Origin of the sequence: Kitasatospora sp. NPDC052896 (genome assembly GCF_044547075.1) — a bacterium.
Classification (GTDB): domain Bacteria; phylum Actinomycetota; class Actinomycetes; order Streptomycetales; family Streptomycetaceae; genus Kitasatospora.
The window spans coordinates 167,261-180,176 of the sequence record NZ_JBITZU010000005.1 but is presented as its reverse complement, the minus strand read 5'-3'; the positions used below and the strand labels follow the sequence as shown (position 1 = coordinate 180,176).

The window sequence follows — 12,916 nt, the reverse complement described above, 5'->3', positions numbered from 1 at the left end:
GGTGGCCGGGCGTCAGAGGTTCTTCTGCGCGCCCGGTTCGAGGGTGAGCACGCCGTCGTCGGCGTCGTAGTCGAACAGCTCGGCGTACCGTCCCCAGTCGATCGCGGTGTCCAGCTGCCGGCGCGCCTCCACCGCGTCGAAGCCCCGGCGCAGCACGTCCAGGAAGAAGCCCTCGCGCAGCCGCTGGTCGTCGGTGCTGCTCAGGGCCTGGACGATGGCCCGGACCAGCGGCGCCCGGGTGGCGGCGTGGCGGGCGAAGAGCTGCTTGCTGGTGAGGATGTCGGCGGCGGCGAACTCCCGTCCCGCCGCGGTGAGGCGGATCCGCGGGCCGTCGGTGGCGGCGAGCCCGAGCAGCACGGCGGCGTCGACCAGCGGCAGCAGGTCGTCCACCTCGAAGTTGAGCTCGTCGGCGAGCTCGGCCAGGCCGTCCTCGCCGCCCCGGGCGACCAGGATCTCCAGCAGACCGGCCAGCCCGCCCACGCTGACCTCCGGCAGCGGCGCGCTGACCGGGGTCGGCGCCGGCCGGGTGGGTGCGCCGGGGGCGGTCACCGCGGCCGCCACCGCCGCCTCCCGGCCGGTGAGGATGCCGTAGACGGTGTCGACCAGCGCCTCGAGACGCGGGTCCTGGCGGTTGCGCGGCCGGGGCAGGTCGACCCGCAGTTCGGCCTGGATCCGGCCCGGGTTGGCGGAGAGCACCAGGATCCGGTCGGCCAGCAGCACCGCCTCCTCGATGTTGTGGGTGACGATCAGGATCGACTTCACCGGGGCCTCGTGCCCCTCCCAGAGGCCCACCAGCTCGGTGCGCAGGTTCTCGGCGGTCAGCACGTCGAGCGCCGAGAACGGCTCGTCCATCAGCAGCGCGTCCGGCTCGACCACGATCGCCCGGGCGAAGCCGACCCGCTGGCGCATGCCGCCGGACAGCTCCTTGGGGTAGGCGGACTCGAAGCCGTCCAGACCGATCAGGTCGATCGCCTTGAGCGCCCGCTCCCGCCGCTCGTCCTCCGGCACGCCGCGCGCGGTCAGGCCGAGTTCGACGTTCTGCTGGACGGTCAGCCAGGGCAGCAGCGCGAAGGACTGGAACACCATCGACACGCCGGGGTTGGCGCCGGTCAGCGGGGTGCCGCGGTAGTCGACCGTGCCGGCCGAGGGGGCGATCAGGCCGGCCATGCAGCGCAGCAGGGTGGACTTGCCCGAGCCGGACTTGCCGAGCAGTGCGACGATCTCGCCCTCGACCAGCTGGCAGCCGATGTCCTCCAGCACCGGCAGCGCCCGGCCGTCCGGTGTGGTGAAGGTCTTGGTCACCTGGTCGGCACGGATGATCACCGCACCGGTCGGCCTGGGGTCGCTGCTGGTCACGGTCCTGCCTCCACGGGATTGCGGTGCTCACAGGGCATAGCGGGTCTCGGCCAGTGCGTACAGCCGGCGCCAGAAGAGCCGGTTGGCGGCGACCACGTAGATCGCCATCACCACGATGCCGACCAGGATCTCCGGGAAGTCCCCGACCGCCGTCGCCTTGGTGATGTAGGCGCCCAGGCCGGTGGCCGTCAGGTGGTGCGGGCCGTAGCCGACCACCTCGGCGACGATCGCGGCGTTCCACGCCCCGCCCGCCGCGGTGATGCCGCCGGTGACGTACGAGGGGAAGACGGCGGGCAGGATGAACGCCCGCCACCTGAGCCGTCCACCGACCCGCATCGAGGTCATCGCCTCGCGGAGGTCGGTGGGGATCGCGGAGGCCCCGGCGATGACGTTGAACAGGATGTACCACTGGGCGCCCAGGGCCATCAGCAGGATCGAGCCGTAGTCCAGCGAGATGCCGAGCGCGACGAAGGCGACGGTGGCGAAGGGGAAGAGGAAGTTCGCCGGGAAGCTGGCCAGCACCTGGACGACCGGCTGGGCGTACCGGGTGACCTTCGGGTTCATCCCGATCCACACCCCGATCGGCACCCACACCACGGTGGCCGCCACCAGCAGCACCACCACCCGCGCGAAGGTCGCCGCGCCGAGCGCGAAGGCGTACCCGAACTCGCCGAGCCCGACCGTGGCCCTGACGTAGTCGATCGCCTTCCAGGCGCCCCAGATCACCAGCACGCTCACCGCGCCGGCGAAGAAGACGTCCCCGGTCCGCTCCCGGATCACCGGGCGGCCGATCGCGTGCTCGGCCAGCCCGAACGGCCGGGTGAGCCGGTCCAGCGCGCCGCCCACCGGGCGCAGCGGGCGGCCCAGCAGCTCGGGCACGCTGGAGCGGCGCAGCACGTCGAGCACCAGGCTGCGCGGGCGCTCGGCCGCCCCCGACTCCTCCACCCGGAACCGCTCCGACCAGGCCACCATCGGCCGCCAGAACAGCACGTTCACGCCGACCACCAGCACGATCATCACGGCGATCGCGATGCCGACCCCGCCCAGGTCGCCCTTGGCGATCGCCGCGGCGGCGTACGAGCCCATGCCGGGCAGCGCGTACTGGTGGCCGAGCACGCTGATCGACTCGGAGGCGGCCAGGAAGAACCAGGCGCCGCCGAAGCTCATCATCCCGTTCCAGACCAGCGGGATCATCCCGCTGGGGACGTCCAGCCGCCAGAACCGCTGCCACTTGGTCAGCCGCATCACCCGGGCCGCCTCGTCCAGCTCGCGCGGCTGGGAGACCAGCGAGTAGTAGAAGGCGAAGGTCATGTTCCAGGCCATCGCGGTGAAGATGGCGAAGATCGAAGCGCACTCCAGGCCCAGCAGCGAGCCCGGGAAGAGGTTGATGAACGCGGTGACGGTGACCGAGAGGAAGCCCAGCACCGGGACGGACTGCAGGATGTCGAGCACCGGCAGCAGGACCTTGTCCAGCCGCCGCACCCGGGCCGCCGCGGTCGCGTAGCAGAAGGTGAAGACCACCGAGGCGACCAGCGCGACGAACATCCGCAGCAGCGAGCGCACCGCGTAGTACGGCAGGTTCGACGGGTCGGTGGACACGCTCGTGGGCGCGGTCCTCGGCAGGAACGGCGCGTTCAGCGCCGGCGCCAGCCGCAGCAGCCCGTAGAGCAGCCCGACCAGCGCGGCCACCACCAGGACGTCCACCCAGCGCAACGCCGGCCGCCGCCACACCCCCCGTGCGGGGAAACCGCCCTGACCACCCGCCATTCCGCCGCCTCCGCACGCTCCGGGCCTGCCGCCTGGGCCAGGAAACCACGCGCGGGAATCCCAGCACCCCCGCAACCTGGGCCGACACGCGAACACTCACCGGACGGGGAGCGGAAGAGGACCGGCCCGCACCCCCTCCGCAGGGGTGCGGGCCGGTGGCCGTGGCGGCGGACCGTCAGTCGCGGGTCGCCATCGCGCGCAGGAAGAAGGTCAGGTTGGCCGGGCGCTCCGCCAGGCGGCGCATGAAGTAGCCGTACCACTCCTGGCCGTACGGCAGGTAGACGCGCATGGTGTTGCCCTCGTCGACCAGGCGCAGCTGCTCCTCGGGCCGGATGCCGTAGAGCATCTGGTACTCGAAGCTGTCCCGGGCCCGGCCGTTCCACTCGGCCAGCTGGCCGGCGATCTTGATCATGTTGGGGTCGTGCGAGGCGATCATCGGGTAGCCCTCGCCGCCCATCAGGACCTTGAGGCAGCGCACGTAGGAGAGGTCCACCTCGTGCTTGCCCTGGAAGGCCACCGACTCGGGCTCCTTGTAGGCGCCCTTGCAGAGCCGGACCCGCGAGCCCGGGCCGGCGAACTCCTTGCAGTCCGCCTCGGTGCGCCGCAGGTAGGCCTGCAGCACGACGCCCAGCCAGGGGAAGTCGGTGCGCAGCTCGCGGGCGATCGACAGGGTGGAGTCGGTGGTGGTGTGGTCCTCCATGTCCAGGGTGACCGTGGTGCCGGCGTCCGCCGCCGCCTCGCAGATCCGCCGGGCGTTCTCCAGCGCGATCTTCTCGCCGTCCACCGGGAGGAACTGGCCGACCGCGGAGAGCTTGACCGAGACCTCCGCGTTGGCGGCCAGGCCGGTCTCCTTGAGCGCGGTGAGCAGGTGCTCGTAGGCCTCGGCGGTGCCGGCGGCCTGGGCGGCGTCCTTGGTGTCCTCGCCGAGGTGGTCGAGGGTGACCCGGCGGCCGGAGGCGACCAGGTCGTCGCAGGTCGTCACGGCGTCATCGAGCAGCTCGCCGGCGACGAAGCGCTCGACTATCGCGTGGGTCGGCGGGAACTTCTCGACGACGGTGCGCACCTGCGGGGAGCGCGAGGCGGCGAGGAGGGCGGAACGGAGCATCGGTACTCCTGGAGCGGGTCATGTGTGGGGGAAGGTGCGGGGCAGGAAGAGGGGGAGGCGGCTGAGGGTTTGGCCGCCTCCCCCGGGAAGGGCGGCCGTCGACCCGGGCAGGGGGTCGGCGGCCACCGGTGAGCCGTGATCAGCCCATGTGCGGGTAGCGGTAGTCGGTCGGCGGGACGAAGGTCTCCTTGATCGACCGGGTCGAGGTCCAGCGGGCCAGGTTCTGCTTGGCGCCGGCCTTGTCGTTGGTCCCCGAGGCCCGGCCGCCGCCGAACGGCTGCTGGCCGACCACCGCACCGGTGGGCTTGTCGTTGATGTAGAAGTTGCCGGCCGCGAAGCGCAGCTTGTGCATCGCGTCCTGCGCGGCGGCCCGGTCCTGGGCGATGATCGAGCCGGTCAGGCCGTACGGGGAGACCGACTCCATCTGCGCGAGCGTCTCCTCGTACTGGTCGTCCTGGTAGACGTGCACGGCGAGGATCGGGCCGAAGTACTCGTCGCGGAAGTACTCGCTGGCCGGGTCGGAGCAGACCAGCACGGTCGGGCGGACGAAGTAGCCGACCGAGTCGTCGTACGTGCCGCCGGCCAGCACCTCGACGGTCGGGTCGGCCTGGGCGCGGTCGATCGCGGCCTTGTTCTTGGCGAAGGCGCGGTCGTCGATCACGGCGCTCATGAAGTTGGTCAGGTCGCTGACGTCGCCCATGGTCAGGCCCTCGACCTCGGCCCGGAACTCGTCCTTGAGGCCGGCCCAGAGCGAGGCCGGGACGTAGGCGCGGGAGAGCGCCGAGCACTTCTGGCCCTGGAACTCGAAGGCGCCGCGGGTCAGCGCGGTCTTCAGCACGGCCGGGTCGGCGGACGGGTGGGCGACCAGGAAGTCCTTGCCTCCGGTCTCGCCGACGATCCGCGGGTAGCTGCGGTAGCCGGCGATGTTGTTGCCGACCTCGCGCCACAGGTGCTGGAAGGTCGCGGTGGAGCCGGTGAAGTGGATGCCGGCCAGCGCCGGGTGCTTGAGCGCCACCTCGGAGACCGCCTTGCCGTCACCGGTCACCATGTTGATGACGCCCTTGGGCAGGCCGGCCTCCTCCAGCAGCCGCATCAGCAGGTGCGCGGAGAACTGCTGGGTCGGCGACGGCTTCCAGAGCACCACGTTGCCCATCAGCGCCGGGGCGGTGGGCAGGTTGCCCGCGATGGCGGTGAAGTTGAACGGGGTGATCGCGTAGACGAAGCCCTCCAGCGGGCGGTGGTCGCTGCGGTTCCACACGCCGTCCGAGGAGATCGGCTGCTCGGCGATGATCTGCCGGGCGAAGTGGACGTTGAAGCGCAGGAAGTCGACCAGCTCGCAGGGGGTGTCGATCTCGGCCTGCTGCGCGGTCTTCGACTGGCCGAGCATGGTGGCGGCGGCCAGCGTCTCGCGCCAGGGGCCGGCCAGCAGGTCGGCGGCCCTGAGGAAGATCGCGGCCCGCGAGTCGAAGGAGAGCGCCTGCCAGGCCGGGGCGGCGGCCAGCGCGGCGTCGATGGCGTCGCGGGCGTCGTCCTGGGTGGCGTTGCGCAGGGTGCCGAGCCGGGCCGCGTGGTTGTGCGGCTGGACGACGTGGATCTCCTCGCCGCCACCCATCCGGCGCTCGCCGTTGATCGTCATGGTGAGCTGGACCGGCTCCTGGCCTCCCAGCTCCTTCAGCTTGGCCTCCAGCCGGGCCCGTTCCGGGCTGCCGGGGGCGTAGCTGTGGACCGGCTCGTTGACCGGCGCGGGGACCTGGGTCACAGCGTCCATGGGCGCGCACTCCTTCGTGGGGGTGGGGGACGGCCTGGGGTCCCCCCGGCCGAAAGCTGGGGAGGCGGGTCACACGCAGGCCATGGGGACAAACTAAGCCGTGCACCGGGCCCGCAGGCTTGGCCGAGCGGCTAAAGTCATCCCAACGGAGTTGTCCATGTGCACGAAGCAGGTTTCCCAGTGCCCGAGCCGTCTCCCACTGGTCTCTCGCTGCGACAGTTGTTGATGTCGCTCGGCGAACCGCTGGTCGAGTTGCAGGCCGCCCCGGCCGGGCTGGACGTCCCGGTCCTGGACGTCGCCATCCTCGACCCCGAGGACCCGGCCACCGCGGCCCCCGGCGAGCTGGTGCTGGCCATCGGCGCGCGCGGCCGGGCCGCGCTGCCCGCGCTGCGGGCCGCCGGGCGGGCCGGCGCGGCGGCCGTCGCCGTCAAGCTGGACGGCCCCGGCCAGGCGGACGCGCTGCGCGAGGCGGCCACCGAGGCGGGCGTGGCGCTGCTGTCGGTGCGCCGGGAGACCCGCTGGGAGCAGCTGGACGGGCTGGCCAGGGCCGTCCTCGGCGGTCCGGACGCTCCGGACACCGCCGACCACAACGTCGGCGACCTCTTCTCGCTGGCCCAGACCACCGCCGTGCTGACCGGCGGGATCGTCTCCATCGAGGACACCTCCAGTCGGGTGCTGGCCTACTCCCGCTCCTCGGACACCGACGAGGTGGACGACCTGCGGCGGCTCTCCATCCTCGGCTGGCAGGGCCCCGAGCCCTACCTCTCCAAGCTCCGCGAGTGGGGCATCTTCCAGCACCTGCGCAGCTCGGACCGGGTGATCGCGGTCGAGCCGCACCCCGAGCTGGGCCTGCGCCGACGGCTGGCGATCGGGATCCGGGCGGGCACGCAGCCGCTCGGCACGATCTGGGTGCAGGAGGGCGCGCAGCCGCTCACCGAACGGGCCGAGCAGGCACTGGTCGGCGCGGCCCGGGTGGCCGCCGGCCAGCTGGTGCGCCGGCGGCGGGAGCTGTCGGCGGACGTCCGGCTCACCCGCACCCTGCTGACCGGGTTGCTGGAGGGCAGCACCGGGCCGCAGTCGCTGGCCACCCATCTCGGCCTCGACCCGCACCGGGCGGCCACCGTGCTGGCGTACTCGGCCGAGGGATCGGACGCCACCCGGGCCGACGTGACCGGCCTGGTCTCGGTGCACGCCGCCGCCCGACACCGCGGCGCGCTGCTCGCCCCGATCGAGTCGCGGATCTACGTGCTGCTGCCCGAACTGCCCGCCGCCCTGCCGCTGGCCACCGTGCGCGGCTGGGCGCAGGAGGCGGTGGACGCGGCCCGGGACCACCTGGGCGTGCCGCTGCGCGCCGCGATCGGCAGCACGGTCGGCGGGCTCGCGGCGGTGCCGGCCTCGCGGACGCAGGCCGACCGGATCCTGGACGCGATGGGGCGCGGCGGGGTGGCCACCGAGGTCGCCGCGCTGATCGACGTGCAGGCGGAGGTGCTGGTCAGCGAGGTGCTGGCGCTGCTGCAGGAGCGGCCGGCGCTGCGCGATCCGCGGCTGTCCGCGCTGACCTCCTACGACGCGCGGCACGGAACCCGGCTCGCCGAGTCGGTGCTGGCCTGGTTGGACGCGCTGGGCGAGGTGCGGGTGGCCGCGCAGGCGCTGCACATCCACCCCAACACGCTGCGCTACCGGGTACGGCGGGCCGAGCAGCTCACCGGTGTCGACCTGGCGCAGCCGCAGCAGCGCCTGCTGGCGATGCTGCAACTGCGGCTGCCGGCCGAGGAGCCGGAGCTCCACCCGTAGTCGCCCGCGGGGGGCTCAGCCGCGGGCCCGTTCCCGGCGCCACTGCTCCCAGGCGGCCAGCCAGGCCTGCTCGGCGGTCCACCGCCGCTCCTCCGCGTCCGCCGCGCTCCGCGGGCCCGCGGTCAGCAGCTCCCAGGCCTGCTGCGCGGGCAGGCTCGGCACGTGGCTGGCGAAGGCGGTGTAGCGGACCACCTCCTCCAGCGCCGCCCGGCCGTCCGCGGTGTCCTGCGCCCAGTCGGTCTGCTCGGCCAGCCTGGTCAGGTGGTCGACCATCGCCGCCACCGCCGCGTCCGCCTCCTCCCGGCTCTCCGAGGCGAGCCGCATCTGCTGGCGGACCGCCGCCTCCCAGCGCTCCGCCTGGTCCGCGCCGCGCAGCCGGCGCGGCAGCCGGGACGGCCGGCAGCCGCTCTGCTGGGTCTGCAGGGCCAGCGCGTGCGCCACGGTGTACTCGATGATCGCCCGGTGCGCGTCCAGACCGGTGACGTTGACCGGCTGCCGCTCGGCGGCCAGCGCGGCCCGGGCCCTCCGGGCGGCCAGTGTCTGGAGCAGCGCGGTGCGGCCGCGGACGAAGCGGTCGGTGTCGAGCACCCGGGCCAGCTCGACCCGGCCCGGGGCGATGCCACGGCCGCAGATCGTGACGGTGCTGCCGGCCACCCGCAGCCGGCCGGCCCAGACCGCCCGCGGGTCCTCGCCCGGGTAGGCGTCGGCGCGACGCTCCTCGTGCAGTTGCACCGCGGTCGGCTCACCCTCCACGGTGATCCACTCGCGCAGCGCGCGGACCCGGGCCGGGACCTCCTCCTCGTCCACGCCGAGCTGGTGGTAGACCCGGTCGCGCTCGTCCTCGACCACGTCCTCCAGCTCGGGCAGCGGGTGGCTGCGCTCGGCGCCGGGCCGGTAGGTGCGCACCGTGACGTACGGACCGTCCAGCGAGCTCCAGTCGCCGGAGCGCAGTTCGACCCAGCTGAGCTCGCCGTTGTGGGTCTCGAAGGCGCTCAGCGCGTCGCTGTCCACCGGGCCGTGGCCCGCGCCCTCCAGGGGGCGCGAGTACTCCTCGTCGCGCGCCGGGGCGATGCCTCGGACGCCGTGTCCCGAACGGTCGACTCCGAAGATCGGGAAGTCCGCCTCGCCGATCACCTGACGACAGCGGCTCTCCTGGTCGTCGAAGAACTCCTCCGGCTGCGCGGGGCGGCCCCCGCTGCTGAATCCCATCGCCTGCCGCACCCCCGGGTCTCGCCGTACCGTTCCGTGACCGGCGGGTCGGGCGGGGTCGCCCGAGCCGATCCGCGTGGCCATACGATACGTCGGCCGCCCGGACCGGGCCATCGGCTTCCCCCTCTCCGGCGGGGCGGCCGGCGGGGTCGGTGGCACTGCCTACCCTGACGCCATGACCACGAGCAACGCCGTACCCGCCCGGATCAGCATCGTCACCCTCGGGGTGGCCGACCTCGACCGCAGCAGCGCCTTCTACTCCGCCCTCGGCTGGGAGCGGTCGAGCGCCTCCAGTCCGGAGATCGTCTGGTTCCGCACCGCCGACTCGGCGCTCGGCCTCTTCCCCGTCGACGAGCTGGCGGCCGACGCGGGCGTGCCGGCCGGCGGCGAGCCGGCCTTCCGCGGGGTGACCCTGGCGATCAACCTGGAGTCACCGCAGGCCGTGGACGCCGCGCTGGCCGTCGCGGTGGCGGCCGGCGCGACGGTGGTCAAGCCGCCGGCCGCCACCGACTGGGGCGGCTACTCGGGCTACTTCGAGGACCCGGACGGCCACCTGTGGGAGCTGGCGCACAACCCGGGATTCCCCTTCACCCCCTCGGGCCAGCTCGACCTGCCGTAGCCGGCCTCCACCCGCCCGCGCCGGTCCCCGCTCAGCCCCGGGAGCGGGCCTTGAAGGCCGCCTTGCGGGCCTCCTTCGCCACTCCGCGGTCGACGTGCAGCTCCCCCACGGCCTCCAGCACCTCCGCCGTGAACGGGTGCTCGACCCGCCACAGCTCGCCGAAGAAGCTCGCCGGGTTGTCGGTCACCGGCAGCCCGGCGATCAGCTCGCGCAACACCGCCGCGTCGCCCTCGTTCTCCAGCAACTGGCCGGCGAAGGTGTCCACCATCGTCCAGAGCACCATCACGCGCTCCGGCGCGGGCACATCCGTGGCACCGCGCGACACCAGCCAGGCCCGCGCGCCGCCGCCCAGCTCCGGATCCTCCAGCACCTCGCGGGCGGCCGGCTCGGCCGCCCCGCCCAGCTCGTTCAGCGCCAGCTGGCAGAGCATCCGGCGCAGCGGGGCGATCCGGTCAGCCCCCCGGGACGCCGCCAGCAGCTCCCGGGCGGCCGGCAGCGGCTCGCGCTCGGCCAGCCAGGCCCGGATCTCCTGCTCGGGCAGCACGTTCCCGGCCTCGGCCACGCCCTGCAACAGGGCCGCCGCGTCACCGGTGGCGTACTCGCCGACCAGCGGGGCGTCGAAGCCGTCCTCCAGCAGCCACTGCCGGATCCCGTACTGGCCGAGCGGGGTGAGCCGGACCAGGCCGAACCGGGCCGCCTCCGCCTCGTCCAGCGGCTCACCCGCCTCGGCGGGCTCCCGGACGGCGCCCTCCCCTTCCTCCTCCTCGTCGAAGAGCTCCGGGTCGATCGGCTGGTACTCGACCAGGCCGATCTCGGCCAGATCGGCGAGCATCGGGTCCAGCGCGACCATCACATCGGTGATGTCGCCGAGCATCTCCTCGTCCGGCTCCTCGCCCTCGGGCACCACCAGCAGCGCGGCCAGCACGCCCAGCGGCATGGTCTCCTGCCCGGGCTCGGTGAAGGCGGTGGCCTCGTAGAGCACCTGCAGCGCCTCGTCCAGCAGCTCGGAGGCCTCCTCCTGGACCTCCTCGAACTGCGCGACCAGCTCCTCGGCGCGCTCCTCGTCGGCGTCCCCGCCGGTCTCCGGCTCGTCGTCCAGCGGCTCGATCTCCACCGCCACCTCGGCGACGATGTCGGCGGCGGTCAGCCAGAGCTCCAGCACCGCCTCCGGGTCACCCTTCTCGACCGGGGCCAGCTCGTCGCTCGGCGCGGCCACCCGGCGGCCGTCCTCGGCGGTCAGCAGCAGCACCAGCTCCAGGTCACCGGCGAGCGACCAGGCCCGCATCGCCTCCAGCACGGCCTCCTCGGCGACCTCGCCCTCGGCCGGGGCCAGCCCGAGGAACCGGGCCGCCGCCTCCCGGTCCGGCTCCAGCAGGTCGCCGAGCTCGTCGACCGGACGCTCCGGGGTGGCCCAGCGGGCCAGCCGGACCGCCCGCGCCAGCAGTGGCACCTCCAGCGCGGCGGCGGCCAGCTCGGTCTCCGGCAGCAGCCGGACCGGGGGCACCAGGACGGCCGCGTCGTCGAGGTCCTCGTCGTCCTCCGAGCCGTGCGCGCCGTAGAGGTCGGCCAGGTCGAAGTCGGCGGGCAGCAGACCCTCGGCCGGCGACCCGGCCGGCCCGGTCGCCGACGGGTTGTCAGTGGTCTTGCGGCGTCTTCCGGCCATGGTCGCGCGATCTCCTCAGGGGGGTCAGGCTGCACTGCGATCAGCGTATCGGCCAGAGGCCCGGCTGTGCCCGTCCTGTGGGGGGCGCGCGCCACCCTGGCACGCCCTTTGCACACCACCCCTTATCCTTCCCTCTGACCTCGTGCACACCCCGCGCGTGGTCACCCCCGGGCAACGATGTCCGGCTCACCTCGCACACCTGCCCCACCACGGAAATCCCCGCACCCCGGCCACCCCACGGCAGACCCGGGCGGGTGGCTCGGCCGATCCCGCCGACCGAGGTGGTGCCCAGCCACAGGAGACCCCTGCCATGGCGGACCTCTCCCCCGCCGGCTCCGGCCTGCCCACCGCGCAGCTGCCCGGTAGTCGACTCTCGGAGGCCCTGCACACCCTGGAGCTCGCTCCGCGGACCCAGCTCCAGCTCGCCGCCGTCAGCCGTTGGAACGCGCTGCGCGGCATACGCGTCGGCCTCTGTGCCGCCGCGCTGCTCCTGCTCCTGATCGGGGCCAACCTCGCCACCCCGGTCTACGCCCTGCTCCAGCAGCGGCTCGGGCTGACCGCCTTCGACACCACACTGCTCTTCACGGTCTACGTCTTCGCGCTGGTCCCGGTGCTGGCCGCGGTCGGGCACTGGTCGGACCTGGTCGGCCGGCGGGCGCTGATCCTGCCCGCGGTCTGCCTCGCGGCCGGCGGGGACGCGCTCTTCGCCACCGCCAACAGCTTCGGCCAGCTCGCCGCCGGACGGGCCGTCCAGGGCGTCGCGGTCGCCCTGGCCACCGGCGCGGCCGGCGCCGCCCTGGGCGACCTGCTGCCGGACCGGCCCACCCTGGCCGCCAAGCTCACCCTGGCCTGCTCGGCCGGCGGGGTCGCGCTCGGCCCGGTGGTCGGCGCCTCACTGGCCGGCGGCAGCCACCCGCTGCTCACCCCGTTCCTGGTGCACGCGGTGGCCCTGCTGGTGCTCTGCGTCCCGCTCGCCCTGGTGCACCCGCGGATGCCCGGCGCCACTCGCCCGGCCAGCGCGGCGCCGCGCGTCACCAGCCCGACCCACCTGCGGCCGCGCCGGCTGGCGCTGCCGGTCCAGGGCCGGCGCACCTTCCTGCTCGCCGCCGGGGCCGGTTTCGTCTCGTACGCGGTCTTCGGCGTCTACCTGAGCCTCGCCCCGGCCTTCTCGGCCGGCTTGCTGCACACCCACTCCCGGATGGTCGGCGCGGTGGTCGCCGCCCTGCTGCTGGGCTCCTCGGCCACCGCGCAGCTGCTCATCCCGCCCACCACCAACCGCCGGGTGATCGCCCTCGGCATGACCGGCCTGGCCCTCGGGCTGGCCCTGGTGGTCACCTCGGAGTACGCCCACCAGCCGGCGCTGCTCTTCATCGGCAGCGTCCTCGGCGGCGCCTGCCAGGGCGTGGCCTTCCGCTCGCTCTTCACCACCGCCACCGCCGCGATGGACCCGTCCCGCCGGGCCAGCGAGATGTCCACCCTGTGGATCATCGTCTACCTGGGCAGCTCGCTCCCGATCGTCGCCGTCGGCGCCCTCTCCCAGCACTACGGCCTGCTCAGCGCCGTCAGCGGCTTCGCCGTGATCGCGGCCGCCGCCTGCCTGGGGCTGGCAGCGGCCGTGCTGCGGAAGGACTAGCC

General features: G+C 73.9%; 9 protein-coding genes. 3 read left to right on the top strand and 6 right to left on the bottom strand.

Going from position 1 to position 12,916, the window contains the following annotated elements; translation table 11 throughout:
* Positions 1 to 12 precede the first annotated feature (12 nt).
* From ACIGXM_RS13465 to pruA, 4 genes are all read right to left on the bottom strand, one after another.
* Positions 13 to 1,356 (bottom strand): nitrate/sulfonate/bicarbonate ABC transporter ATP-binding protein, encoded by a 1,344-nt coding sequence (locus ACIGXM_RS13465; protein ID WP_396560179.1) that lies wholly within the window; start codon positions 1,354 to 1,356, stop codon positions 13 to 15.
* Positions 1,357 to 1,383: 27 nt separating this feature from the next.
* The gene (locus ACIGXM_RS13460) at positions 1,384 to 3,123 is read right to left on the bottom strand and encodes an ABC transporter permease (RefSeq protein ID WP_396560177.1); all 1,740 of its coding nucleotides are present in this window, start codon (positions 3,121 to 3,123) and stop codon (positions 1,384 to 1,386) included.
* 175 nt (positions 3,124 to 3,298) lie between these two features.
* Positions 3,299 to 4,228, bottom strand: coding sequence for a proline dehydrogenase family protein (locus ACIGXM_RS13455; protein WP_396560175.1), 930 nt, complete (start codon positions 4,226 to 4,228; stop codon positions 3,299 to 3,301).
* A 139-nt stretch (positions 4,229 to 4,367) separates the two neighbouring features.
* A complete protein-coding gene (gene pruA / locus ACIGXM_RS13450) occupies positions 4,368 to 5,996 on the bottom strand; it encodes an L-glutamate gamma-semialdehyde dehydrogenase (RefSeq protein ID WP_396560173.1) in 1,629 nt (542 codons plus the stop codon).
* A gap of 180 nt (positions 5,997 to 6,176) precedes the next feature.
* Here pruA and ACIGXM_RS13445 point away from each other — a divergent pair, with 180 nt between their 5' ends.
* A complete protein-coding gene (locus ACIGXM_RS13445) occupies positions 6,177 to 7,790 on the top strand; it encodes a PucR family transcriptional regulator (RefSeq protein WP_396560171.1) in 1,614 nt (537 codons plus the stop codon).
* 15 nt (positions 7,791 to 7,805) lie between these two features.
* Here ACIGXM_RS13445 and ACIGXM_RS13440 read toward each other — a convergent pair whose 3' ends face one another.
* Positions 7,806 to 8,999 (bottom strand): hypothetical protein, encoded by a 1,194-nt coding sequence (locus ACIGXM_RS13440; RefSeq protein ID WP_396560169.1) that lies wholly within the window; start codon positions 8,997 to 8,999, stop codon positions 7,806 to 7,808.
* A gap of 175 nt (positions 9,000 to 9,174) precedes the next feature.
* Between ACIGXM_RS13440 and ACIGXM_RS13435 the strand changes: the two genes are divergently transcribed.
* Positions 9,175 to 9,618, top strand: a complete 444-nt coding sequence (locus ACIGXM_RS13435) for a VOC family protein (RefSeq protein WP_396560167.1) — start codon at positions 9,175 to 9,177, stop codon at positions 9,616 to 9,618.
* Between the two features lie 31 nt (positions 9,619 to 9,649).
* On the opposite strand, the gene ACIGXM_RS13430 is transcribed toward ACIGXM_RS13435, so the two are convergent.
* Positions 9,650 to 11,281 (bottom strand): hypothetical protein, encoded by a 1,632-nt coding sequence (locus tag ACIGXM_RS13430; RefSeq protein ID WP_396560165.1) that lies wholly within the window; start codon positions 11,279 to 11,281, stop codon positions 9,650 to 9,652.
* Positions 11,282 to 11,591: 310 nt separating this feature from the next.
* Here ACIGXM_RS13430 and ACIGXM_RS13425 point away from each other — a divergent pair, with 310 nt between their 5' ends.
* Complete coding sequence (locus ACIGXM_RS13425) at positions 11,592 to 12,914, top strand: MFS transporter (protein ID WP_396560163.1); 1,323 nt, start codon at positions 11,592 to 11,594, stop codon at positions 12,912 to 12,914.
* Positions 12,915 to 12,916 lie beyond the last annotated feature (2 nt).